Consider the following 23,177-nt stretch of genomic DNA (forward strand, 5'->3'; position numbering starts at 1 on the left):
GCGTGAGGAGGAACCCGATGGACGGCAGGCACATGCAGATCGGCGAGGTCGCCGATCGGACCGGCCTGAGCCTGCGCACCATCCGCCACTACGAAGAGGTCGGCCTCGCCCTGCCCACCGCGCGCTCCCAAGGCGGCTTCCGGCTCTACACCGACGACGACGTCACCCGCCTCCTGGTCGTCAAGAGGATGAAACCGCTCGGCTTCACCCTCGAAGAGATGCGCGACCTGCTGGACATCCTGGACCGGCTCCAGGCCGCCGACACAAGCGAGCCCACCCGCAACGACCTCACCAAACGCCTCGCCGTCTACCGCTCCCTGGTCGAGGAACGCTGCGAGAAGATCCGCACCCGCCTGGCCGACGCCGAACAGTTCTCCGCCGAACTCTCCACAGAACTACGCAAACACCGCTCATAGCCGATACCGGCCGCGGCAGGGGCGGCGAGTCCGGGGGGTCGCGGCCGCCCAGAAAATCCTGTATAGACCTGCCATTAGACTTGTGTCATTCGTTGTCTGCAGTAGGTCGCGTTGTGAAGGTAGGTCGCCGCCATGACCGCATCCCAGCCACCGACGACCGCCGAGGATCTGCGCGGGGCCGGCCTGCGGGTGACGGCCGCCCGCGTCGCGCTGCTGGAGACCGTCCGGAACGGTGACCACCTCGACGTCGAGGCGATCGCCTCCGGGGTGCGCGACCGCGTGGGCCACATCTCCCTTCAGGCCGTGTACGAGGCCCTCCACGCGCTCACCGCGGCCAGGCTCGTGCGCCGCCTCGAACCCGGCGACAGCCCCGCCCGTTTCGAGGGACGCGTCGGCGACAACCATCACCACCTGGTGTGCCGGAACTGCGGCGCGGTCAAGGACGTCGACTGCGCCGTGGGGCACCCGCCCTGCCTCGACCCGGTGGACGACGCGGGCTACCTCGTCGACGAGGCCGACGTCACCTTCTGGGGCCTGTGCCCCCAGTGCCGACCGGCAACGGGCCAGCCGGAAGCGAGCCAGCCTGAAACGGGCCGTCCGAAAGCGAGCCGTCCGAAAGCGGCGAGCTGAGAACGTCCGGCTGAGAACCGCGGGCTGAGCACGTCCGGGCCGGCCCGCGCGGGCCGGCCCGGACGCCGGGATCAGGCGAGTTAGAACCGGTCGAGGTTCATCACTTTGTCCCACGCCGCGACGAAGTCGCGCACGAACTTCTCGCGAGCGTCGTCGGACGCGTAGACCTCCGCGACCGCGCGCAGCTCCGCGTTCGACCCGAAGAGGAGGTCGACGCGGCTGCCGGTCCACTTGACCGCACCCGAGGCGTCGCGGCCCTCGAAGCTCTCCGCCTCCTCGGACGTCGGCCGCCACGTCGTGCCCATGTCGAGCAGGTTCACGAAGAAGTCGTTGGTCAGCGACCCGGGGGTCTCGGTGAGGACGCCGAGCGACGACTGCCGGTGGTTCGCGTCCAGGACCCGGAGACCGCCGACGAGGACCGTCATCTCGGGCGCGCTCAGCGTGAGCAGGTTCGCCCTGTCGATCAGCGCGTACTCGGCCGGCAGCGGGCTGCCCTTACCGAGGTAGTTGCGGAACCCGTCCGAGGTCGGCTCCATCTCGGCGAAGGACTCGACGTCGGTCTCCTCCTGCGACGCGTCCGTCCGTCCCGGGGTGAAGGGGACCTCGATGTCGTGACCGGCGGTCTTGGCGGCCCGCTCGACCGCGGCGCACCCGCCGAGCACGATCAGGTCGGCGAGCGAGACCCGCGTGCCGCCGGTCTGGGCGGAGTTGAACGACTCCTGGACCGCCTCCAGGGCGTTCAGCACCCTCTCCAGCTCGTCGGGCTGGTTGACCTCCCAGCCGTTCTGCGGCTCGAGACGGATCCGAGCACCGTTGGCGCCGCCGCGCTTGTCGGTGCCGCGGAACGACGCGGCCGACGCCCACGCGGTGGACACCAGCTGGGACACCGACGGCCCCGAGGCGAGGATCCGAGCCTTGAGGTCGGCGATGTCACCGGCGTCGATGAGCTCGTGCGTCCGCGCCGGGATGGGGTCCTGCCACACCATCGTCTCGGCCGGGACCTCCGGGCCGAGGTAGCGCGTGACCGGCCCCATGTCGCGGTGGGTCAGCTTGAACCACGCGCGGGCGAAGGCGTCGGCGAACTCGTCGGGGTTCTCCAGGAAGCGCCGCGAGATCGGCTCGTAGACCGGGTCCATCCGGAGCGACAGGTCGGTCGTCAGCATCGTCGGTGCGTGGCTCTTCGACGGGTCGTGGGGGTCGGGGACGGTACCGGCCCCGGCGCCGTCCTTCGGCCGGTACTGCCACGCGCCGGCGGGGCTCTTGAACAGCTCCCACTCGTATCCGAACAGGATCTCGAAGAAGCTGTTGTCCCAGGCCGTCGGGGTGTTCGTCCAGATGCCCTCAAGGCCGCTGGTGATGGCGTCCCCGCCCTTGCCGGAACCGAAGGTGCTCTTCCAGCCGAGGCCCATCTCCTCCAGCGGGGCGCCCTCGGGCTCGGGGCCGACATGGTCCGCCGGGCCCGCGCCGTGCGTCTTGCCGAAGGTGTGACCGCCGGCGATCAGGGCGACCGTCTCCTCGTCGTTCATCGCCATGCGGCGGAACGTCTCGCGGATGTCCCGCGCCGCGGCGATCGGGTCCGGGTTGCCGTTCGGCCCCTCCGGGTTGACGTAGATGAGCCCCATCTGGACCGCGCCCAGGGGGTTCTCGAGGTCCCGGTCGCCGCTGTAGCGCTGGTCGTCGAGCCAGGTGGTCTCGGGGCCCCAGTAGACGTCCTCCTCGGGCTCCCAGGCGTCCTCGCGGCCTCCGGCGAACCCGAAGGTCTTGAAGCCCATCGACTCCAGGGCGACGTTGCCGGTCAGGATCAGCAGGTCGGCCCAGGAGATCTTCTGGCCGTACTTCTTCTTGACCGGCCACAGCAGCCGGCGGGCCTTGTCGAGGTTCCCGTTGTCCGGCCAGCTGTTGAGGGGCGCGAAGCGCTGCTGCCCGGACCCGGCGCCGCCGCGGCCGTCGCTGACCCGGTAGGTGCCGGCGCTGTGCCACGCCATCCGGATCATGAACGGGCCGTAGTGGGCGAAGTCGGCGGGCCACCAGTCCTGCGAGGTCGTGAGGACCTCGGCGATGTCCCGCTTCACGGCGGCGAGGTCCAGGCTCTGGAACGCCTCGGCGTAGGTGAATCCCTCGTCGAGGGGGTTCGCCACGGCGGGGTTCTTGGCGAGGACCTTCATGTTGAGCTTGTTCGGCCACCAGCCGCGGTTGCCGCCCCCCTGGGTGGGGTGCGGAGCGCGGCCGTGCGCGACCGGACAGCCGCCTGCGCTCTCGGTGTTGGTGTCGTAGGCGATCGGCTCTTGGTTGTCCGACATTGGCATCCTTCCAAGGGCTTTCTGCGGGGATGAACTCACGAACTCTTGCCGGTGGAGCAGCCGGGGCACAGGCCCCAGTAGACGACCTCGGCCTCGTCGATGGAGAAGCCGCGGTCGTCGGAGGCGGTCAGGCAGGGCACATCGCCGACGGCGCAGTCGACGTCGGCGATGTCGCCGCACGAGCGGCACACGACGTGGTGGTGGTTGTCCCCGACCCTCGACTCGTAGCGCGCCACGGAGCCGGTCGGCTGGATGCGCCGCACCAGGCCCGCGGCCGTCAGCGCACGCAGCGAGTCGTACACGGCCTGATGGGACACGTTCGGAAGATCCCGGCGCACCGCGCCGATGATCGATTCCGTGTCGGCGTGCGGATGCTCGTTCACCGCGCTCAGGACGGCCACCCGGGGACGGGTCACGCGCAGCGCCGCCCCGCGCAGCATCTGCTGGTAGTCCACGGGCATGCCCACGCCGGATAGATTGGCTCACTTCTTGGAATCAGTCAAGATTTGTGAGGCACCAACCGTCGCCACGCAGGCGGCCGTCGATCTGGACGTCAAGCCGCTCCTGAACGTCGGCGAGTCCGCTCTTCAGGACAGGATCGGCAACGCGATCACGGGCGCCGCGGGCGGGGGGCGTCGGGCTCGTCGGCCCGGGTACTCCGAAACGAGTCGGCCCGCCGGACGCGTCGCGGCGTCCGGCGGGACCGTGTCGGGGAGGCGGGGGGCTCAGCTGAAGTTGACGTCGCTGCAGATGTAGTACACCTGGTCCATGTGCGACGCCTGCCAGATCGTGAAGACGACGTGGCGGCCGCTGCGTCCGGGCGCGCTCACGTTGCTGATCACGTAGTTGTTGCTGGACCCGTACCGGCCGGTCTCGCGGACCAGCTCCAGGTCGCTCCAGCGCAGGGGCTGGTTCAGGGCGTCGTAGCCCTGGCGGGTCACGTAGACGCGGAAGTAGTCCGCGCCGTGGCTGGCCTGGTCGTACAGGTTGATCGTGAAGTTGGTGCCGACGTTCGTGGTCTTCCACGGGCCCACGGCGTCCATGGACCGGTAACGTCCGCCCTCGGCGTGGCCGCCGCTGCACAGCCGCCCGTCGGGCACCGCGGCCTGGTGGTTACCGCCGACGTTGTTCTGGTAGAGGCCGTTCCAGTTCCACATGGCATTGGGGTTGTCCTGCCACGCCTGCCAGCACATCGGGTCTTGTTGCTGCATGTCGGGGTTCAGGTGGTCGTCGCCCCAGCGGTCCCAGCAGCCGTAGTTGCGGGACGCGGGGTCGATCACCGACCCGTGGGCCGAGGCCGTGTCGACCCAGAGGATCGGCATGAGCATCGCCACGAGCAGGACTGTCAGGGCGCGGCGTATTCGGTTGTGACGCATCGCGCGGTCTCCGTTCCGGTTGCGGGGGCTATGGCCGGATCGGGAGCGCTCCCATGAAGGAGGCTAACTCGGAACCGCACCATGCGTCATGTCGGCCGTGAAAGCTTTCACGGCCGACCCGTCCGCACCGGTCGGCCTTCCGCTCAGGGGCGCGGCGGCTCCACCCGGGCGGAGACCCCCGACCAGGTGGAGAACAGCCGGACCACCATGGAGATCCCGGCGTTGCGGGCGCCGGCGACCACGATGGGAAGGTGCTTGGGCGAGTCCTCGGCGAACAGCGCGGAGAAGGCGCCGGGGTCGGCGTCGCCGGCGTCGCCCCTGGCGCCCTTCTCGGACAGGTTCTTGCCGACCCGGCTCAGATCGGTGTCCGGCCGCCCGCAGCGCTCGACCAGCCAGGTACGCACGTCGTCCTTGCTCATCCCCGCCTTGGCCAGCATCTGCGCGTGCTCGGGGCAGAACACGACGCCGGCGGCCGCGTTGCGGAAGATCCAGCTTCCCGTGCGCGAGATGGTGTCGGCGAAGTCGGCGAGCAGTTTCTCCGGGTCGCCGGTGTGCCGGTTGTCGACGAACTCGCTGGTCCTGAGCAGTGTCGTGGACACCGCGTCGACGCCCGCGGTCACACCGCCGTCCACCGAGAGCGGCTCCCAGGGGCTCTGCTCCTCGTTCTCGGCGACGCACATCGTCCATCGGCCGGGAACGCCCTGAGTGGCCTGCTCGAAGACGTGCGGGACGACGCCGAGCGCGTTGCGGACTATCAGGCCGATGGCTCTGGCGACGGTGGCGTTGGCACGGAATCCGGGACCGAACACGCCGCCGGTGCCGTTGAACCCCAGCCGTTCCCGGATGGGGCCGTTGACGACGAGCAGCGGCGCGGGGCCGCTGGTGCTCTGCCATCCGCCTCCGACGGTCGACCGTTCCAGCATCAGCGCGTCCCAGGCGGCCAGCACCACGGGGAAGTACTCCGGCAGGCAGCCGGCCATGACCGCGTTGACGGCCGCGAGCTCGACGGTCACCTCCCGCTTCAGGTGCTCCAGCCGGCCGATGACCTCCTCCGGCGAACGGGACGTGGTGGCGAGCAGCTCGTCGGTGCGCCCCCGGGTCGCCAGCACCACGGGCAGGCCGTCGGTCCATCCCCGCTCGTAGACGTACTCGATCGACCTGTGCAGCCGATCCGTCTCGTGCTCCGTCCCGTCCAGGGCTTTCCCGATCACCGCCGCACCTCGCTCACCCGGGCCACGACGGCGGCGAGCAGCTCCGCGGCGCGCGCGCCGACCTGGTCCTCGTCCAGCACCGCCACGGGGTGCGGGGTCATCAGGAACTCGAAGCCGGCGTCGCCGTGCACCTCGGCCATCGCCCGCGCCGTCACCTCGAACGCCTCGGTGCAGATGACCGCCGCGGGAACGCCCGCCCGCTCGAACGCGATGCCGTCGGCGACCGCGGACGCGCTGCACGAGCCGCAGTCGCCGACACCGACGACCACCAGGTCGCTCGCGGCCGACATCTCCTTCAGCAGCGGCTCGTCCACGGGGAACGCGAACTGGTGCTTGGTGCGCTGCAGCGACACCACGGCGCCGTGGTCGCGGGCCAGCAGCCGGCCGAGCTCGGCGAGCAGCGGCGCCGCGTTCTGCTTGGTGTTGTCCAGCAGCCCCACCCGGGCGCCCGCCAGATCGGGCAGCCGGCGTGCGGCCGGGGCCGCGGGGGCGGGCCGCCGTGACAGCCCGGTCGGGTCGAGTATGTGGTCGAACATCCCTCACGCACCCTTCTCGGTGAGGTCGGGCCCGGACCCGTCGTCGGCGTCGCCCGGGTACGACAGCCGGATCGCGTCCCGGTCGACGCCGAGGACGGCCTGCAGCATGCTCGCCATCGCCTGCTTGGGGATCAGGCAGTCGGCGCAGGTCCCGGGATCGGCCGTGATCCGCACGTCGAATCCGGAGCCGGCCTCGTCGACGCTCAGGTGGTAGCCGTCGACGGCCAGCGTCGCGCGCATCTGCTCCAGCCGCGCATCGTCGCGCATCATCGCCTCACTCGTCATTCACGGAACTGATGGCCGGGCGAAGCCGGCACAAGGGAGCGGACGGCTTCGGTCCATCTCCGCACTGTAGATTGGCGTGCCTGCGCGCGAACCGGGCCTTTCGCGTCACGGAAGACGGATGCGCGATCGACCTGCCGACCCAGGTGACGGCGCCGAAGGGAACAGAACTTCCGTCCGGCGGAAGAATTTTCTCGGTCGTCCCACGGTGTTTCCCAAGCCGCTCTCTTTATGTAGCCTCATCCGCATACGCGACCTTAGGCCGCTTTATTCGGGCCCGAGCGGGTGATTGTGATGACCGTCCTGGCAGCCAATTCTGCGAAACCGGATCGCCTGACAGCCGCACAGCGCGTACTGCGGATTCTCGGGGTCTTCGACATCGAGAACGCGGCGCTGTCCCTCAGTGACATCAGCCGGCGCACCGGCCTCACCCTGAGCACCACGCACCGTCTCGTCAACGAGCTCCGGACGTGGGGCGCGCTGTGCCGGGACGACGACGGCCGGTACAGCATCGGGCTGCGGATCCTCGAACTGGGCACGCTCGCCTCGGAAGGGATGCAGCTCCGCGAGATCGCGCTCCCGTTCCTGGACGATCTTCAGCACGCGGTACGGGCCAACATCCATCTCGCCGTCGCGGACGGGCACGATGTCATCTACATCGAGTCGCTGCTCGCCCGGGACGGGGTTCCGGTGCCGAGCAGGCTCGGCGGCCGCTGGCCGATGCACGCCACCGGCACCGGGCTGGTGCTCCTCGCGTTCTCCTCGCAGGACTTCCAGGAGGAGGTGCTGTCCTCCGAGCTGCGCAGGTTCACCGAGTACACGCCGACCGAGCCCGGCGCGCTGCGCCACAAGCTGGCCGAGATCCGCCGGTCGAACGTCGCCATCATCGCCAACCAGCTCACCTATGACGCGCGGGCCATCGCGGTCCCGATCCGGGGCCCCCGGGACCAGGTGGTCGCGGCGGTCGGCATGACCGTGCCGACGGAGTCGCCCTCGGCGCACGCGCTGGTCCCCGCGCTCGCCGCGACGGCGCGGGGAATCTCGCGGACGCTCGGCGCGCCGTCCGCCGGCAGCGTCCGAGGACGGACGGCGCAGAGGATCCGCGGCGTCCACCCCGCCCGGACGGCGGGAATGCGCCCCTACGGCTGACGTCCCCCCATCACGGTCAGAGGGGGACCGAGGTGATGGGCGGGGCGGCCGGGAAGCGGTGGGGCGGCCCGCCCTCGACGGCGAGGATGTGCCCGGAGATCCACCGGGCGCGGTCGCTGAGCAGGAACAGCGCGGCGTGGGCGATGTCCCAGGCGGTCCCCTCGGTCTTCAGGGCGGTGGCCTCGCGGCGGGGCGCGCGCATCTCCTCGGGCATGCCCTTCGCCGCGAACGCGCCCCAGATCGCGCCGACCTGGACGCAGTTGACCCGGATGCCCTGGGGGCCGAGCGTCGTGGCCGCGCCCTCGGTGAAGTTCTCCAGCCCGGCCTTGGCGATGCAGTAGACCATCCCGGGCCCGCGGTACTTCGCCCCGACCGAGGAGACGGTGACGATGGAGCTGCCGCGCGGCAGCGCCGGGACGGCGTGCCGGGTGAGCTGCCACGCCGATTTGAGGTTGATGTTCATCAGCTCGTCGAACCGCTCCGGGGTCACCTCGAACGTCCCGGCGCGGTCCCCGGCCGCGACGCTGTTGACGAGCGCGTCCAGCCCGCCCAGCCGACCCGTCACCTCGGCGACGGCGTCGGCGCAGGCGGGGTCGGAGGTGATGTCGGCGACCACCGGGATCGCCTCGCCGCCGGCCTTGGTGATCCGCTCGACGGTGCGGGCGGCGGCGTCCCCGTCCCGGTCGAGCACGGCGACCCGCGCGCCATGCCCGGCGAGGACCATGCAGGTGGCGTACCCCACCCCCGGGAGGTCGCCGTTCTGGCCGCCTCCGGCGACGAGCGCGGTCCGGCCCGCCATCCACTGCGGTCCGGTGTCGGCGAAGGGGTCGGTCAGCGGGTCCCCGGCCGTCGTCCTTGCATCGGGCATGTCTCTCCCATCGTGGCGGGTCGGTTCCGGCGGTCCTGTTCTCAGCAGGGGACGCCGGTCAGTCGGCCGTCCGGATCAGCCGGGACTTCATCTCGGAACGCTCGATCGAACCCGGCGGGACGAGCGTCACCGCCGCGGGCACCGTCAGCCGGGACCGGATCAGGTCCTCCAGGTCGCGGCGCAGCCGCTCGTGGTCGCCGGGCTCGTCGCCCCACTCGGCCTCCACGCGCAGCGGCGGCTCGACCCGGGGCCCGCCGTCCGGCCGGACGATCTGGACGACGCCGCTGGTGCGCGGGTACAGGGTCTGCACGAGGTCCCGGACGGCCGTGGGGAACACGTTGACACCCAGGACGATGAGCATGTCGTCGGTGCGGCCCACGCAGCGGATGAGGGGGGCGCCGTCGGCGGCGAGCCCGGTGACCACGATCCGGTCCCGGGTGCGGAACCGGACCAGCGGGCAGCATTCGCGGTCCACCGACGTGTAGACGAGCTCGCCGGACGCGCCCGGCTCGGCGTCGACCGGCTCCCCGCTCTCCGGGTCGATCAGCTCCACCACGACGTGCCGGCCGCCGGTGAAGCGCATCCCGCCGCTGCCCGGCGCCTCGCCGAACAGCACCGGCGCCATGTCCGCGTTGCCGAGGCCCTCGGTGACCCGGCCGCCCCACTCCCGTTCGACGTGCCGGCGGAACGCGGGCTCCCCGCCGCCCGGCTCGCCGCCCACGAAGATCTTCCGGATCCCGAACTCCCTGGGGTCGCGGCCCCGGTCCCGGACGTACTCGGCGAGGTAGCGGATGTAGGACGGGGTGGCGTGCAGGGCGGTGACACCGAGGGCGTCCAGCGCCACCAGCGCCTTCTCCGACGCGCCGGTGCCGATCGGGACCATCGTGCTGCCGATCCGCTCGATCGCGTCGCGGATCGGCAGCCCGCCGACGAACAGCGTCAGCCCGGCGCCGTGCAGGACGACGTCCTCGCGGGCGGCGCCCATGGTGGTGAAGGCGCGGGCCACCATCTCGGTCCATGCCTCGGCGTCCTTGCGGGTGACGCCGACCCAGCTCGGAGTGCCGGTCGTGCCGGTGGAGGCGTGGACCCGGATCACCTCGGCCATCCCGACGCCGGCGTGCCGGCCGAGCGGAGGCGCCGCCGCCTGCGACTCGCGCAGCGCGTCCTTGCCCGTGAACGGCAGCTTGCGCAGGTCGTCGAGGGACTCCAGCGCCGCGGGGCCGACCCCGTGCGCGGCGAAGAGGTCGGCGTAGAACGGGGACCGTCCGGGCAGCAGCTCCAGGTGGGCGCGGAGCGCCGCGGTCACGGCCTCCCGGTCCTCGACCGCGACGAAACCAGGTTTGATCACAGATGTTCCTTCCGGGAAAGGAGGCGCTCACGGCTCGTGGACGACGACGCCGCGGATGTTCTTGCCGTCGGCCAGATCGCGGTAGGCGTCGTTGACCTCGTCGAGCCGGTACCTGCGCGTGATCAGCTCGTCGAGCTTGAGATCCCCCGAGCGGTAGAGCCCGAGCAGCTTCGGCACGTCGTAGAGCGGGTTGCAGTCGCCGAACAGCGCGCCGCGCACCTGGCGCTGGTAGCTGATCAGGTGGCCCGCGTGCACGTGGGCGGCCTTCTCGGCGAGCCTGCCGACCGCGGTGATGGTGACCTTCCCGCCCTTGCCGGTCATCTGCACGGCCGCGTCCACGATCTCCGCGGTGAGCACGCCGGGGGTGCAGATGACGTGGTCGGCGAGCTGCCCCCACGTCGTCTCCACGACGAGGTCGTGGGCGGCCTTGGCGTCGGCGAACGCGTGGGTCGCGCCGAACACGTCCCGCGCCATCTCGCGTTTGAACTCCACCGGGTCCACGACGATCACGTTGGTCGCGCCGGCGTACCGGGCGCCCTGCACGGCGTTGCTGCCCACGCCGCCCGCACCGAAGATCACCACGGTGTCGCCGGCGCGGACGCCGGCCGCGTACACCGCCGATCCCCACCCGGTCGGGACGCCGCATCCGACCAGCGCGCCGATCTCGAACGGGATGTCTTCGGGGAGCGGGATGCAGGCCCATTCCGACACCACCGCGTACTGGGAGAAGGTGCCCAGCGTGCAGAACCCGCCGAGGTCCTCGCCGTCCAGGTGGAACCGGAACGTGTCGTCGAGGAACATGCCGGTGCCGGCGTTCAGCCCCTTGACGCACATGTTCTGGTGGCCGGTCGAGCAGGGCCGGCAGGCGCCGCAGGCGGGAATGTAGGAGCAGACGATCCGGTCGCCCTGCTTCACCCGCCGGACGTCGGGTCCGACCGACTCGACCACGCCGGCGCCCTCGTGGCCGCCGACGATCGGGAACCGCACGGGGGCGTCCCCTTGGGTGATGTGCTCGTCGGAGTGGCACAGGCCGGAGGCGTGGAACCTGACCCGTACCTCGTGCGCCTTCGGCGGGTCGAGCCGGAGGTCGGCCATCTCCCAGCCGGTGTGCGGCCCGCGGGCGATGGCGGCGTGAGTGGTCAGGCTCATCGGACTCCCCTTGTCTGTGGGTGCGCTCACGGCTCGGCGACCTTCATCGAGGCGGTGTGCGGCAGGACCTCCGCACCGATCAGCGCGATGTGGTCCAGGTCGTGGATGTCGTAGATGTGCAGGTAGACCGTGTCGGCGCCGATCTCGGCGAGCGCGGCGATCCGGTCGGTGACCAGTCCGGGGGAGCCGATCGCGGCGTTGACCCGCATGAACTCCGAGCCGATGACGGCACCGCGGCGCTTCACCTCGGCGGGCGTGGCCCCGCAGGCGACGGGCAGCACCGACGACCGTCCGGGCTCGGCGGGGTCGCGGCCGGCCGCCTCGCAGGCCCGGGAGAACGTGGCGAAACGCTCGCGCAGGTCACCGCCCAGCGCCGTGTTGAACTCGGTCGCGTAGCGGGCGGCGATCGCCGGCGTGCGCTTCGGGCCGGTGCCGCCGACCAGGATCGGCGGGTGCGGCGACTGGACGGGACGCGGCGGCGCGCGGTTCGCCACCACCCGGTAGTGGACGCCGTCGAAGGAGAACCCGTCCCCATCGCCCTCGCTGGTGGTCCACAACCCGGTGATGATCGCGAGCTGCTCCTCGAAGCGGTCGAAGCGCTCACCGACGTCCGGGAACGGGATTCCGAACGCCGTGTGCTCCCGCTCGTACCAGCCGGTGCCGAGGCCCAGCTCGACCCGCCCGCCGCTCATCTCGTCGACGGACGCGACGATGGTGGCGAGGATGCCGGGCCGGCGGAACGTCGCGGCGCCCATGAGCGCACCGAGCCGTACCCGCTCGGTGTCCCGGGCGAGGCCGCCGAGCGTCGTCCAGCAGTCGGTGGGCCGGTAGGTCCGGTCCTCGGGGTCCACGCCGAACAGGTGGTCGGAGCGGAAGAAGGCGTCGAACCCCGCCCGCTCGGTGGCGAGAGCGAGCGCCAGGATCTCCTCGTACCGGGCCCCGTGCCGGGGCTCCATCAGCACCCGGACGCGGACGCCCTCACGGTCAGGCCGTGCCACGCAGCGACACCGCCTTCACCTGGGTGTAGTCGAGCACCGCCTCGGCGCTCATGGTCCGGCCGAAGCCGCTGCGCTTGTACCCGCCGAACGGCGCGCCGATCACGCCGGCCCCCAGCGCGGCGTTCACCGCGACCTGGCCGGCCCGCAGCCCGCGCGACATCCGCACCGCGCGCCCGACGTCGCGGGTCCACACCGAGGCGACGAGCCCGTAGTCGGTGCCGTTGGCCACGGTCAGGGCCTCGGCCTCGCCGCCGACCGGGAGCACCGACAGCACCGGCCCGAAGATCTCCTCCTGGGCGATGCGCATCCCGGGCTCGACCCGGTCGAACAGCGTCGGCTCGACGAAGAAGCCGCGCTCGAACTCCTCGCCGGACGGGACACCGCCGCCGATGACGAGCTCGGCGCCCTCCTCCTGCCCCAGCCGCACGTAGTTCAGCACCCGGTCGTGCTGCTTGGCGTTGATCAGCGGCCCCATCCGCACGTCCTGGTGCCAGGGGCCGACCGTGACCCGCTTCATGTGCTCGGCCAGGCGTCGCACGACCTCCCCGTGGAGGCTGCGGTCCACGACGACCCGGGAGCCGGCGGCGCAGATCTGCCCGGTGTTCAGCGTGATCCCGGTGACGATCGCGGGGATGGCGGCGTCCAGGTCGGCGTCGTCGAGGATGACCTGCGGCGACTTGCCGCCCAGTTCCAGATGCAGCGGGACGAGGTTCGCGGCGCAGGCCGCCATCACCGACGAGCCGGTCTGCGGCGAGCCGGTGAAGCTCATCCGGTCGATGCCGGGGTGGGCGGGGACCGCGGCACCGGCCTCGGTGCCGTAGCCGGTGACCACGTTGACCACACCGGCCGGGATTCCGGCGTCCATCGCGAGTTTCGCCAGCGCCAGAGGGGTGAGCGGGGCGTCCTCGGCCGGCTTGATGACGATGGTGTTGCCGGCGGCGATGGCGGCGCCCACGTCGTTGGCGAACATGGGCCCCGGGGCGTTCCATGGGATGACGCTCCCGACCACGCCGTACGGCTCACGCAGGGTCAGCCCGAGCACGTCGGGCGTGTGCGTCGGCATCGAGTGGCCGAGGACCTTGTCGGCCTGCCCGGCGATGAAGTCCAGCATCCGCGCCATCGGCGGCGGGCCCCAGTGCGGGCGGCCGACCTCCTGCGACTCCAGCCGGTCGAGTTCGGTCTCGTGCTCCCGGACGAGCCGCGCCCAGCGCGTGATCAGCTCGGCGCGCGCGGTGGCGCTGGTGTCCCGCCAGGCGGGGAATGCGGCGGTGGCGGCCCGGACGGCGGCGTCCACGTCGGCGGCGGAGCCGCGCGGTACCCGGCCGAGCGGCTCGCCGGTCGCCGGGTTGATCACCTCGATGGTCTCGCCGCCGGCGGCCGGGACCCACTCCCCGCCGATCAGCTGGGCGTCGTCCACGCGCAGCGCACCGCTCGCGGGACCGGAGACTGCGGTGGTCATGACTGCTCCTCGTGAATGATCACGCCGCGGACGTTCTTGCCGTCCAACATGTCGTGGTAGCCCTGGTTGACGTCCTCCAGCCGGTACCGGCGGGTGATCAGCTCGTCGAGCTTGAGGTCGCCGGAGCGGTAGAGCCCGAGCAGCCGCGGGACGTCGTGAAGCGGGTTGCAGCCGCCGAAGATCGCGCCCTGCACCCGCCGCTGGAAGCCGATGAGCATGCCGGGGTGGGCGTCCAGCGAGCCGTTGCCGACCGCGGTGACGGTGACCTGGCCGCTCTTGCCGACCACGTTGAGCGCGTGCTCGATCACCTCGTCGTGCAGGACGCCGACCGTGATGATCGCGTGGTCGGCGAGCTCGCCCCAGGTGGTCTCGACGACGAAGTCGTGCGCCTTGGCCGCGTCGGCGAAGGTGTGCGTGGCGCCGAACACCTCGGCCATCTCCCGTTTGAAGGGCACCGGGTCGACGACGACCACGTTCTTCGCGCCCGCGTACCGGGCGCCCTGCACGGCGTTGCTGCCGACTCCCCCGGCGCCGTAGACCACCACGGTCTCGCCGGCGCGGACACCCGCCGCGTACACGGCCGATCCCCATCCGGTGGGCACGCCGCAGGCCACCAGCGAGGCGATGTCGAAGGGAATGTCCTCGGCAATGGGAATGACGGAGAATTCGGAGACGACGGCATACCGGGCGAACGTTCCCAGCACGCACAGGCCGCCGAGGTCTTCGCCGTCCAAATGGAAGCGGAATGTGCCGTCGGCGAACATTCCGGTCGCCGCGTTCAGGCCCGCGTCGCAGAGGTTCTGCCGCCCGGTGGAACAGTACCGGCAGGATCCGCAGGCGGGAATGAACGAGCAGACCACATGGTCGCCCACCTTGACCCGGGTCACCGCCGGACCGACCGCCTCGACGATCCCGGCCCCCTCGTGACCGCCCACGACCGGGAATCGCATCGGGGCGTCGCCCTTCTGGACATGGTCGTCGGAATGGCACATCCCGGCGGCCATGAATTTGATCCGGACCTCGTTGGTCTTCGGGTCGTCGACCCGAATGTCGGCGATCTCCCACGGCCTGCCGGGTTCCCGGCAGATTGCGGCCCGCGTGATCATGCTCATGTGAGCCTCGTTTCGTGTTTCGAGTCTCCGGTGATTTCACTATGCCGAGCGTGCGGCGGCGCGATCGAGGCGACTTTCATGTCACGGAAGCCGCGCGGGACCGTTCCCCGGACGCGTCCGCGGCGTCCAGCGGGAAATGGCAGGCGACCTGCCGGTCCGGTTCGAGTTCGCGCAGCCGCGGCGCCTCGGCGGCGCAGCGTTCCCGCGCGAACGGGCAGCGGGTGCGGAACCGGCAGCCGCTCGGCGGTTCGATCGGCGACGGCGGCTCACCGGACATCGGGGCGGGGCGGCGCACCCGCCCGGTGGACGGGTCGAGGCCGGGGATGGAGTTCAGCAGCGCCGAGGTGTAGGGATGCAGCGGCCGGCGGTACAGCTCCTCGGACGGGCCGATCTCGGCGATCTGCCCGAGGTGCATCACCGCGACCCGGTCGCTGACCTGCTTGACCAGCGCCATGTCGTGCGAGATGAACAGGTAGGACAGCCCGAGCTCGGCGCGCAGCCGCTCGAACAGGTTCAGCACCTGCGCCTGGATCAGCACGTCCAGTGAGGCGACGGGCTCGTCGCAGATCACCAGGGCCGGGTTGAGCGCGATCGCGCGGGCGATGGCGACGCGCTGGCACTGGCCGCCGGACAGCTCGTGCGGGCGCCGCCCGCCGTACACCGACGGGTCCAGGCCGACGAGGTCGAGCAGTTCGCCGACCCGCTCGCGGCGGCCCGCGGGCGGTTTGACTCCGTACCCGATCAGCGGCTCCTCGACGAGCTGCGTGACGCGCCAGCGCGGGTTCAGGGAGCCGAACGGGTCCTGGTAGACCATCTGCATGTGGCGGCGGGCCGCGATGAGCCCTCTGCGGCCCTGCCGCATGAGATCGTCGCCGAGGAAGCGCACCTCGCCGGACTTCGGGCGCGGCGCCTGGATGACCGATCTGGCCAGCGTCGACTTCCCCGATCCGGTTTCGCCCACGATGCCGAGCGTCTCGCCGGTGCGCAGGTCGAACGAGACGTCCGACACCGCGTGCACCACGGCGCCCTTGACGCCGCCGGGCCCGCGTACGGCGAACTCCTGGACGACGCCGCGCACCTCCAGCAGCCGCTCGCCCGCCGCCCGCCGTGATCCCGCCGCCCCGGTCGCCGCCTTGGCGGTCGTCTCGGCCGCCGTCTTGCCCGTCGCCTTGGTCATCGCCTCACTCCCTCTTCGCCGTTCACGGCGGACGCGACGTCCGGGACGGCCGGGACGGCGGCGTCATGCCAGCACGCCCACCAGTGCTCCGGCTCGTGCTCGAGCAGCGGCGGCGCCTCACCGCACTCGTCGGTCGCCAGGTCGCAGCGCGGCCGGAACGGGCAGCCGTCCGGCAGCGCGGCCGGGTCCGGCGGCTGGCCGGAGATCACCGGGAGCCGCCCGTGCGGGGGCCGGTCGAGCAGCGGGATGGCGCCGAGCAGCGCCCGCGTGTACGGCATCCGCACGCCCGCGAACAGCCGGTCGGCGGGCGCGTACTCCACCGCGCGGCCCGCGTACATGACCACGACGCGCTGGGCGTAGCTCGCCGCGAGACCCAGGTCGTGGCTGATCAGGATGATCGCCATGCCGAGCCGCTCCTGCAGCTCGACGAGCAGCTCCATGATCTGCGCCTGGGTGGTCACGTCGAGCGCGGTGGTGGCCTCGTCCGCGACCAGCAGCCGCGGGTCCCCCGCCAGCGCGATGGCGATCACCACGCGCTGCCGCATGCCGCCGGACAGCTGGTGCGGGTACTCGTGGAACCGCCGCTCGGGCGCGGGCAGGTGCACCAGCCTGAGCAGCTCGACGGCGCGCGCCCTGGCCGCCTTCCGGTCGAGATCGGAGTGCTCGCGGAGGGCCTCGGTGATCTGGACGCCGATCCGCATGGTCGGGTTGAGGGAACGCGCGGGATCCTGGAACACCATGGCGATCTCGGACCCGCGCCACCGGCGGATGTCCCGCTCGGAGAGGCCGAGCAGCTCGGTGCCGTCGAACCGGGCGGAACCGGACACTTCGGCGCTGGGCGGCAGCAGTCCCATCAGCGTGCGGGCGCCGACGGTCTTGCCCGACCCCGACTCGCCGATGATCGCGAGCATCTCACCGGCCCGGAGCCGGTACGACAGTCCGTTGACGGCGTTGATCCGGCGCCCGCCCCGGGTGAACACGACCCGCAGGTCCCGCACCTCCAGCAGCGATTCCTCAGAACTCATCGCTCACTCCATCGCGAACGCAGGGACTCGCCCAGCAGGTTGAAGGCCAGCACCGTGACGAAGAGGATCAGGCTGGGCCACAGCACGAGCATCGGCGTCGCCGAGAGGCTCGCCTGCCCCTGGGCGATCATGTTTCCCCAGCTCGGCGCGGGCGGCGGGATGCCCATCCCGAGGAAGCTCAGCGCCCCCTCCAGGACGATGACCAGGCCCATCCCGAGCATCCCGAACGTGATCAGCTGCGGCGCGATGTTGGGCGCGATGTGCCGCAGCAGCACCCGCCACCAGGGGGTGCCGCACAGCCGCGCCGCCGCCATGAACGGCCGCTCGCACAGGCTCAGCGTGGCGGCCCGGGAGATCCGGGCGAACGCCGGCACGCTGAAGAACGCCAGCGCCAGGATCGAGGTGGTCTGGCTCGGCCCCAGGCTCTGCGCCACCGCCAGGGTCAGCACCAGGTACGGGAAGGCGATGAAGACGTCGAACAGCCGCATGATCACGGTGTCGGTGGCCCGTCCCATGTAGCCGGACAGCGCGCCCAGCGTCCCGCCGAGGCCGAGCCCCAGCAGGTTGACCGCGACCGCGACGATCAGCGAGCTGCGGCCGCCGTGCAGGATCCGCGACAGGATGTCGTTGCCGTTGCCGTCGGTGCCGAGGACGTGGCCGGACGAGAACGCCGGCAGGCTCGCCTCCAGGATGTCGCCGCCCACGGGTTCCGGGATCGGCAGCACCAGCGGGCCGAGGAAGCACGCCGCGGTCACCACCGCGATGACCACGGCCGGGCCGATGATCCCCAGCCGCGCCGCCCACGTCCGGGACGGACGCGCCATCGGCTCGCCGGCTGCGAGGGACTGGGGGGCCTCAGCGATCGCCATAGCGGATCCTCGGGTCGAGCACGGCGTGCAGCAGGTCGGCGGTCAGGTTCGCGAGGACCGTCACCACGGCGAACACCACGACGCACGCCTGGACGACGGCGATGTCGCGCGAGTTGATCGCCTGGAGCAGCAGCTGCCCGAGCCCCGGCAGCGCGAAGATCTGCTCGATGATCACCGTGGTGCCGATCAGCGTCCCCAGGTTCAGCCCCACCACGGTGATCAGCCCGAACGAGGAGTTGCGGAACGCGTGCCGCACCAGCACCTGCCAGGGCCCCACCCCCTTGGCGCGTGCCGTGACCACGTAGTCCTCGCCCTGCATCTGGTCGACCAGGTCGCCCCGCAGGAAGCGGGTGTAGAGGCAGAACAGCGGGATCCCGAGGGACGCGGCGGGCAGGACGAGGGAGGTCAGGTTGCCGCCGACGCCCTGCGACGGCGGCACGAACCCGATGGCCGGCAGGACGCCGAGCTGCACCGCGAACACCAGCGCCAGCACCAGCGCGAGCACGTAGTTGGCGACCGACAGCCCGACCACGCTGATGACCATGCTCAGCCGGTCGACGATCCCGTTCGGCCGCCGCGCCGCCAGCAGCGCCAGCGGGATCGCGAGCAGCAGGGCGCCGAGGAAGGCCAGCCCGACCAGCTCGCCGGTCACCGCCAGGCGGCCGCCCAGCTGCGCGGCCACCGGCTGCCCGCTGATCAGCGAGGTGCCGAGGTCGCCGCGGACCGCGTTGCCGAGCCAGTCCAGGTAACGCTCCGGCGCCGGCCTGTCCAGCCCGAGCTGGACCTCCATCGCGCGGACCTGCTCCGCGGTGGCGTCGATGCCGAGCACCTGCCGCGCCGGGCTGCCGGGGATCAGGTTGATCACCGTGAAGCTCAGCACGCTCACGCCGAGCGTGATGGGGACGGCCAGCAGCAGCCGCTTGACCACCAGGCGGGCGGCGGGCGCCCCCGCCATCCGCGACCAGGCGATCCGGTGCCCGGGCCGGCCGGCGACGGCCGTCACCGCGCCCTCCAGACCTGGTCCCACAGGACCCCGGCGTTGACGGCCAGCGGCGGGATCTTGGTGGTCAGCCCCGGCCCGTAGACGCCCTCGGCCGCGAGGTTGGCCGGCGCGAACGCCAGCCCGAACGGCGCGTACGCCTTGTCGCTGATGTACGTGCCGGCCTCGGTGTAGAGCCTGTCGCGCTCCCCGGAGTCGACCGTGGCCGCGGCATCGGCCAGCAGCTCGTCCAGGTGCGGGTCCTTGACCCCGGTGAACGGCGAGGTGGAGGAGAACCGGAACGCGACGCCGACGCCGGTGGCCGGGTCCCACGCTCCCGCCGTCTGCAGCATCGCCTGCCACTCGCCCGAGTTGAACTGCTGGACGAGCGTGTTCAGCTGGTAGTCCTTGATCGTCACGTTGATGCCAGCCTTCTTCCACTGCGTCTGCAGCGCGGTCATCACCTGCTTGGCGACGTAGTTGCCGAGCGTGCCCAGCTCGACGGTGATCCCGCCGGCCTGCTGGACGAGCTGCTTCGCCTTGGCCAGGTCGGGTCCCCGGTAGCCGGGCACCGTCGGGTGGTGGAACAGCCCGCCCGGCGCGGTGAACGTCTGGCTGACCGGGTACTTGTCCTTGAACAGGCCCTTCGCGATCGCGTCGAAGTCGGTCGCGTGGTAGATCGCCTGCCGGGCCCGCTCGTCGTCGAACGGCGCGTTCCGGGTGTTGAGCTGGACGACGTACGGCGATGTGGGCGGCTGCAGCGTCACCGAGATCCTGCCGCCGTTCCCGGCCTGCTCGATCAGCGGGACGGTGTTCATCCCCTCGTACGCCTGCGCCTGCCCGGCCAGCAGCGCCTGGTAGGCGGCCTGGTCGCCGCCGATCGCCTTGAACGTCAGGCGGTCGAGGTAGGGCCGGTCCTTCTTGAAGTACGTGGGGTTGCGCTCAAGGACGAGTTCCGAGCTGAGCTTGTTGGACACGACCTTGAACGGCCCGGCGCCGACCGGGGTCAGCCGGAACTCGTCCTCGCCCATCTTCTCCAGCGCGGCCGGCGAGGCGATCCAGTTGACGTTGGCGATGGGGAAGTTGTTGATGGCCGCCGCGTTCGGCCGTCTGAAGCGCAGCACCACCGTGTGGGTGCCCTCCGTCGTGATGCCCTTCTCCGCCAGCTGCCAGGTCGGTTTGCAGGAGCAGGTCGACTTCATGTCGCGTTCGAAGTTGAACCTCACCGCTTCGGCGTCGAACGGGGTGCCGTCCGAGAAGGTGATCCCCTCCCGAATCTTGATCTTCAGGGTCCGGCCGTCGTCGAGGACCTCGTAGCTCTCGGCCTGGTTGGGCGTGACCTTGGCGCCACTGCCGTCCTCGTTCGCCGTGAGAAGGAACAGCCCGCCGTAGATGGCGCTCATCTGGGAGAGGTTGGCCCCGCCGGTGGTGTTGGTGGCCGGGTCGAGACCCGACGGCCAGCTTCCGGCGAACGCCGTGTCCTCCAGCACGGTGATATGCCCGCCGCGCTGCGGCGGCTGGGTGGGGGACGCGGCCCCACCCGTCGCTCCCCCTTGGTTGCATGCGGCGATTCCCAGTAGCGCCGTCAGGAGGACCGCCGTCCCCTGGATTCTCTTTCTCATTGCGTCCTCCCGCTTCAGTACCGAGACGCACGATGGATGCGGTTCCGCGGAGAGCCCCGCGAAGGCCGGCACCGAACGCGGCATGCAGAGCACCCCGGGTCTGTGGCCTGGCTCACTGATCTGCTTACGGCGAGGTCACCACACGGTCCTCGCCCGGCATAGCGGGCTTTCGTGGGGTGGAAGACAAGCGTGCGGGCGGTCGCCGCGGCCTCGCCGACGTCACCCGGGCCCGTCGCCGCGCCGGCGGGACGGCCCGGTTTCCGTGAGGCGAAACCCCCGTCGCTTTCGCCGGACCGGCCCGACATCGTGGTCAGGGAGCGAGGAGACGGATGGACGCGACGGCGGTGCAGGCGGTCGCGCGTTTCCGCCGGATTCAGCCGACGGAGCAACTCAAGGGAGGGCCGCCCGCCATGGGAGAGCCAGTACGCGCCGCCGTTCAGACCGGGCCGCGGAAGATCGAGATGCGCGAGTTCCCCCGCCCGGAGATCGGGCCCGACGACGGCCTGCTGCGCGTCGAGGCGAACGGCGTCTGCGGCAGCGACGTCGAGATCTACCGGGGGCACCTGGGCAAGGGCGGCGGGAGGCCGACGATCCCCGGGCACGAGCCGCTCGGCGTCATCGAGGAGATCGGCGACGTGGCCGCGGCGCGTTGGGGGGTGAAGCCGGGTGACCGGGTGGCGCTGGAGGTCATCGTGCCGTGCCACTACTGCGGGCACTGCCTCATGGGCCGCTACCAGTCCTGCCCCAACCGGACCTTCGGTCACGGCGTGACGCCGGTCGATGTGGCGCCGTCGCTGTGGGGAGGGTTCGCCGAACACCTCTACCTCTCGCCCGGCACGATCGTCCACAAGATCGACGCGAGCCTGCCGGCCGAGATCGCGGCCATGTACAACCCGCTCGGCGCGGGGGTGCGCTGGGCCGCGCACCTCGGCGGCATCGGGCTCGGCGACACGGTGCTGGTGCTCGGCGCCGGGCAGCGCGGCCTCGCCTGCGTCATCGCGGCGCGCGCGGCGGGCGCCGGTACGATCATCGTCACCGGGCTGGAGTCGGACCGGCACAAGCTGGAGCTGGCCCGCGAGTTCGGCGCCGACCACACGATCGTCGTGGACGGCGACGAGGCCGTGGACACCCCCGACCGGGTCCGCGAGATCACCGGCGGCGCGATGGCCGACGTCGTCGTGGAGCTGACGCCGATGGCGGCCGGGCCGGTCACCGACGCGCTGCTGGCCGCCCGGCACGGCGGACGGGTGGTGCTGGCCGGGCTCAAGGGCGACCGTGAGATCCCGCTCCGCACCGACCTGGTGATCAACCGTGCGCTCACGGTGGTCGGCGCGTTCGGGGTGGACGCCCGCGCCAACGCGGAGGCGATCGCGATCATCGAGTCCGGCCGTTTCCCGCTGGAGAAGATGCACACCCACTCGTTCGGGCTGGACGACGTCGCACGGGCCATCGAGACGCTCGCCGGCGAGGTGCCCGGCGAGTCACCGGTGCACGTCTCCGTCCACCCCCGCCTTTGACCGCGACCGGAGGTTCCCGTGCTCGTCGACGCCCACGCCCACCTGCTGCCACGCGACTATCCGGCCGGCGCCCCGGAGTGCTTCCCGCGGATGGAGGCGATCGAGGGCGACACCGCGCGCCTGCTGCTGTTCGGCGAGATGCGGTTCCGCGCCCGTGACGTGTTCTTCGCGGCGGAACGCCGGATCGAGGAGATGGCCGGGTCGGGCGTGGACGCCGAGGTCCTGACCCCCATGCCGCCGCTGCTGCGCTACGACCTGCCCGCCCGGGACGGGCTGTCGCTGGCGCGGCACGTCAACGAGTTCACCGCGACGCTGTGCGCGGCCGATCCTTCCAGGCTCATCGGGTTCGGCATGGTGCCGATGCAGGACCCGGACGCGGCGGCCGCGGAACTGGCCGCGATCCGCGAGGCGGGCCTGCGCGGCGTGGAGATCGCCTCGAACGTGCTGGGCGCGTCCATCGGCGACGAGCGGTTCCTGCCGTTCTTCGCGGAGGCCGAACGGCTCGACCTGCCGATCTTCGTGCACGCGCTGCCGGCCCCGACCGACCGGCTGCCCATGTCGGCGATGGGCACGTACGTGGTGGGCCTGGAAGGGGCCCTCGCCGCCGCGTCGCTGATCGCCGGAGGCACGGCGGCGAAATGCCCGAACCTGCGGATCTCGTTCAGCCACGCGGCCGGCGGCTTCCCGCTGATGGTGCCGCGGGCACAGTACTTCTGGGGCGGCACGTGGAACGAGGAGCCGCCCGTGCCGGAGCGAGCGATCATGCCGGACGACGGGCCGTCCCCGCTGGAGTACGCGCGCCGGTTCTACTACGACTCGATGGTGTTCGACCGGCGTGCCCTGCGGTTCCTGATCGACCTGCTCGGCCATGACCGGCTGCTTGTCGGCTCGGACTTCCCGGCGATGCCGCGCGAGGACCCCGCCGGCCGCACGCTGCGGTCACTGGAGCTGCCCGCCGCGGAACTGGACGACATCACCTGGCACAACGCCTTCCGCTACCTGGGGATCGCCCCTCCGGACTGAACCGGACGCAGAGGAGCCCGATTCGAGCGGTGCCGCCACGCGCGGCACCGCTCGCGGTCGTGTACGGGCTTGGGCCTTGACGGCTACATATTCCAAGCTTTAAATCATGCTGTGAAATAACGCGTGATGTA

Annotated in this window: 22 protein-coding genes; 5 read left to right on the forward strand and 17 right to left on the reverse strand. The window is 71.5% G+C overall.

Annotated features, from left to right (window positions below):
* The first annotated feature begins 17 nt into the window (after window positions 1-17).
* Together ACTWPP_RS21400 and ACTWPP_RS21405 are read left to right on the forward strand one after the other, a co-directional pair.
* The gene (locus ACTWPP_RS21400) at window positions 18-416 is read left to right on the forward strand and encodes a MerR family transcriptional regulator (protein ID WP_443106090.1); all 399 of its coding nucleotides are present in this window, start codon (window positions 18-20) and stop codon (window positions 414-416) included.
* A 132-nt stretch (window positions 417-548) separates the two neighbouring features.
* On the forward strand, window positions 549-1,046 hold the full coding sequence (locus tag ACTWPP_RS21405) for a Fur family transcriptional regulator (protein ID WP_443106091.1): 498 nt from the start codon (window positions 549-551) through the stop codon (window positions 1,044-1,046).
* An 80-nt stretch (window positions 1,047-1,126) separates the two neighbouring features.
* Here the strand turns inward: ACTWPP_RS21405 and katG are convergent, their stop codons facing one another.
* The 6 genes from katG to ACTWPP_RS21435 all read right to left on the reverse strand — a co-directional run bounded on the left by katG (window position 1,127) and on the right by ACTWPP_RS21435 (window position 6,754).
* Window positions 1,127-3,346 (reverse strand): catalase/peroxidase HPI, encoded by a 2,220-nt coding sequence (katG, locus tag ACTWPP_RS21410; RefSeq protein WP_443106092.1) that lies wholly within the window; start codon window positions 3,344-3,346, stop codon window positions 1,127-1,129.
* A 35-nt stretch (window positions 3,347-3,381) separates the two neighbouring features.
* Window positions 3,382-3,786 carry a Fur family transcriptional regulator gene (locus ACTWPP_RS21415; protein ID WP_443106337.1) on the reverse strand — a complete coding sequence of 135 codons (405 nt, stop codon included), beginning with the start codon at window positions 3,784-3,786 and terminating at the stop codon, window positions 3,382-3,384.
* Between the two features lie 285 nt (window positions 3,787-4,071).
* Complete coding sequence (locus ACTWPP_RS21420) at window positions 4,072-4,722, reverse strand: lytic polysaccharide monooxygenase auxiliary activity family 9 protein (protein ID WP_443106093.1); 651 nt, start codon at window positions 4,720-4,722, stop codon at window positions 4,072-4,074.
* A 143-nt stretch (window positions 4,723-4,865) separates the two neighbouring features.
* Window positions 4,866-5,933 carry a hypothetical protein gene (locus ACTWPP_RS21425; protein ID WP_443106094.1) on the reverse strand — a complete coding sequence of 356 codons (1,068 nt, stop codon included), beginning with the start codon at window positions 5,931-5,933 and terminating at the stop codon, window positions 4,866-4,868.
* Window positions 5,930-6,469: a UGSC family (seleno)protein gene (locus ACTWPP_RS21430; RefSeq protein WP_443106095.1), complete on the reverse strand. Its 540-nt coding sequence runs from the start codon at window positions 6,467-6,469 to the stop codon at window positions 5,930-5,932. The genes ACTWPP_RS21425 and ACTWPP_RS21430 overlap by 4 nt, the downstream gene beginning before the upstream one ends.
* Window positions 6,470-6,472: 3 nt before the next feature.
* Window positions 6,473-6,754, reverse strand: a complete 282-nt coding sequence (locus ACTWPP_RS21435) for a hypothetical protein (RefSeq protein WP_443106096.1) — start codon at window positions 6,752-6,754, stop codon at window positions 6,473-6,475.
* A gap of 291 nt (window positions 6,755-7,045) precedes the next feature.
* Between ACTWPP_RS21435 and ACTWPP_RS21440 the strand changes: the two genes are divergently transcribed.
* Window positions 7,046-7,900 carry an IclR family transcriptional regulator gene (locus ACTWPP_RS21440; RefSeq protein WP_443106097.1) on the forward strand — a complete coding sequence of 285 codons (855 nt, stop codon included), beginning with the start codon at window positions 7,046-7,048 and terminating at the stop codon, window positions 7,898-7,900.
* Between the two features lie 16 nt (window positions 7,901-7,916).
* Here ACTWPP_RS21440 and ACTWPP_RS21445 read toward each other — a convergent pair whose 3' ends face one another.
* The 11 genes from ACTWPP_RS21445 to ACTWPP_RS21495 all read right to left on the reverse strand — a co-directional run bounded on the left by ACTWPP_RS21445 (window position 7,917) and on the right by ACTWPP_RS21495 (window position 20,506).
* Entirely contained in the window at window positions 7,917-8,768 is an 852-nt protein-coding gene (locus ACTWPP_RS21445) for an SDR family NAD(P)-dependent oxidoreductase (RefSeq protein ID WP_443106098.1), read from the reverse strand.
* Window positions 8,769-8,826: 58 nt separating this feature from the next.
* Window positions 8,827-10,116, reverse strand: coding sequence for a phenylacetate--CoA ligase family protein (locus ACTWPP_RS21450; RefSeq protein ID WP_443106099.1), 1,290 nt, complete (start codon window positions 10,114-10,116; stop codon window positions 8,827-8,829).
* 27 nt (window positions 10,117-10,143) lie between these two features.
* Entirely contained in the window at window positions 10,144-11,265 is a 1,122-nt protein-coding gene (locus tag ACTWPP_RS21455; protein WP_443106100.1) for an NDMA-dependent alcohol dehydrogenase, read from the reverse strand.
* A 26-nt stretch (window positions 11,266-11,291) separates the two neighbouring features.
* The gene (locus ACTWPP_RS21460) at window positions 11,292-12,263 is read right to left on the reverse strand and encodes a TIGR03560 family F420-dependent LLM class oxidoreductase (RefSeq protein WP_443106101.1); all 972 of its coding nucleotides are present in this window, start codon (window positions 12,261-12,263) and stop codon (window positions 11,292-11,294) included.
* Window positions 12,250-13,722, reverse strand: a complete 1,473-nt coding sequence (locus ACTWPP_RS21465; protein WP_443106102.1) for an aldehyde dehydrogenase family protein — start codon at window positions 13,720-13,722, stop codon at window positions 12,250-12,252. The genes ACTWPP_RS21460 and ACTWPP_RS21465 overlap by 14 nt, the downstream gene beginning before the upstream one ends.
* Entirely contained in the window at window positions 13,719-14,834 is a 1,116-nt protein-coding gene (locus ACTWPP_RS21470) for an NDMA-dependent alcohol dehydrogenase (RefSeq protein ID WP_443106103.1), read from the reverse strand. Before ACTWPP_RS21470 ends, ACTWPP_RS21465 begins: the two co-directional genes overlap by 4 nt.
* Before the next feature lie 76 nt (window positions 14,835-14,910).
* Window positions 14,911-16,011: an ABC transporter ATP-binding protein gene (locus ACTWPP_RS21475; protein WP_443106104.1), complete on the reverse strand. Its 1,101-nt coding sequence runs from the start codon at window positions 16,009-16,011 to the stop codon at window positions 14,911-14,913.
* Entirely contained in the window at window positions 16,008-17,036 is a 1,029-nt protein-coding gene (locus ACTWPP_RS21480) for an ABC transporter ATP-binding protein (RefSeq protein WP_443106105.1), read from the reverse strand. The genes ACTWPP_RS21475 and ACTWPP_RS21480 overlap by 4 nt, the downstream gene beginning before the upstream one ends.
* Complete coding sequence (locus ACTWPP_RS21485) at window positions 17,033-17,905, reverse strand: ABC transporter permease (protein ID WP_443106106.1); 873 nt, start codon at window positions 17,903-17,905, stop codon at window positions 17,033-17,035. Before ACTWPP_RS21485 ends, ACTWPP_RS21480 begins: the two co-directional genes overlap by 4 nt.
* Window positions 17,892-18,908, reverse strand: coding sequence for an ABC transporter permease (locus ACTWPP_RS21490; protein ID WP_443106107.1), 1,017 nt, complete (start codon window positions 18,906-18,908; stop codon window positions 17,892-17,894). Before ACTWPP_RS21490 ends, ACTWPP_RS21485 begins: the two co-directional genes overlap by 14 nt.
* Window positions 18,905-20,506, reverse strand: coding sequence for an ABC transporter substrate-binding protein (locus tag ACTWPP_RS21495; RefSeq protein WP_443106108.1), 1,602 nt, complete (start codon window positions 20,504-20,506; stop codon window positions 18,905-18,907). Before ACTWPP_RS21495 ends, ACTWPP_RS21490 begins: the two co-directional genes overlap by 4 nt.
* A gap of 410 nt (window positions 20,507-20,916) precedes the next feature.
* Here ACTWPP_RS21495 and ACTWPP_RS21500 point away from each other — a divergent pair, with 410 nt between their 5' ends.
* Together ACTWPP_RS21500 and ACTWPP_RS21505 are read left to right on the forward strand one after the other, a co-directional pair.
* Window positions 20,917-22,023, forward strand: a complete 1,107-nt coding sequence (locus ACTWPP_RS21500) for a zinc-dependent alcohol dehydrogenase (RefSeq protein WP_443106109.1) — start codon at window positions 20,917-20,919, stop codon at window positions 22,021-22,023.
* Window positions 22,024-22,041: 18 nt separating this feature from the next.
* Window positions 22,042-23,046 carry an amidohydrolase family protein gene (locus ACTWPP_RS21505; RefSeq protein ID WP_443106110.1) on the forward strand — a complete coding sequence of 335 codons (1,005 nt, stop codon included), beginning with the start codon at window positions 22,042-22,044 and terminating at the stop codon, window positions 23,044-23,046.
* Window positions 23,047-23,177: the final 131 nt, after the last annotated feature.

The organism is Actinomadura sp. 3N407 (assembly GCF_052245875.1).
Lineage (GTDB): Bacteria > Actinomycetota > Actinomycetes > Streptosporangiales > Streptosporangiaceae > Spirillospora.

Coding starts and splice junctions, on each gene's coding strand:
- ACTWPP_RS21400 (WP_443106090.1), top strand. CDS start 18: ATGGACGGCAGGCACATGCAGATCGGCGAGGTCGCCGATCGGACCGGC.
- ACTWPP_RS21405 (WP_443106091.1), top strand. CDS start 549: ATGACCGCATCCCAGCCACCGACGACCGCCGAGGATCTGCGCGGGGCC.
- katG (WP_443106092.1), bottom strand. CDS start 3,346: ATGTCGGACAACCAAGAGCCGATCGCCTACGACACCAACACCGAGAGC.
- ACTWPP_RS21415 (WP_443106337.1), bottom strand. CDS start 3,786: ATGCTGCGCGGGGCGGCGCTGCGCGTGACCCGTCCCCGGGTGGCCGTC.
- ACTWPP_RS21420 (WP_443106093.1), bottom strand. CDS start 4,722: ATGCGTCACAACCGAATACGCCGCGCCCTGACAGTCCTGCTCGTGGCG.
- ACTWPP_RS21430 (WP_443106095.1), bottom strand. CDS start 6,469: ATGTTCGACCACATACTCGACCCGACCGGGCTGTCACGGCGGCCCGCC.
- ACTWPP_RS21435 (WP_443106096.1), bottom strand. CDS start 6,754: ATGACGAGTGAGGCGATGATGCGCGACGATGCGCGGCTGGAGCAGATG.
- ACTWPP_RS21440 (WP_443106097.1), top strand. CDS start 7,046: ATGACCGTCCTGGCAGCCAATTCTGCGAAACCGGATCGCCTGACAGCC.
- ACTWPP_RS21445 (WP_443106098.1), bottom strand. CDS start 8,768: ATGCCCGATGCAAGGACGACGGCCGGGGACCCGCTGACCGACCCCTTC.
- ACTWPP_RS21455 (WP_443106100.1), bottom strand. CDS start 11,265: ATGAGCCTGACCACTCACGCCGCCATCGCCCGCGGGCCGCACACCGGC.
- ACTWPP_RS21465 (WP_443106102.1), bottom strand. CDS start 13,722: ATGACCACCGCAGTCTCCGGTCCCGCGAGCGGTGCGCTGCGCGTGGAC.
- ACTWPP_RS21470 (WP_443106103.1), bottom strand. CDS start 14,834: ATGAGCATGATCACGCGGGCCGCAATCTGCCGGGAACCCGGCAGGCCG.
- ACTWPP_RS21475 (WP_443106104.1), bottom strand. CDS start 16,011: ATGACCAAGGCGACGGGCAAGACGGCGGCCGAGACGACCGCCAAGGCG.
- ACTWPP_RS21480 (WP_443106105.1), bottom strand. CDS start 17,036: ATGAGTTCTGAGGAATCGCTGCTGGAGGTGCGGGACCTGCGGGTCGTG.
- ACTWPP_RS21485 (WP_443106106.1), bottom strand. CDS start 17,905: ATGGCGATCGCTGAGGCCCCCCAGTCCCTCGCAGCCGGCGAGCCGATG.
- ACTWPP_RS21495 (WP_443106108.1), bottom strand. CDS start 20,506: ATGAGAAAGAGAATCCAGGGGACGGCGGTCCTCCTGACGGCGCTACTG.
- ACTWPP_RS21500 (WP_443106109.1), top strand. CDS start 20,917: ATGGGAGAGCCAGTACGCGCCGCCGTTCAGACCGGGCCGCGGAAGATC.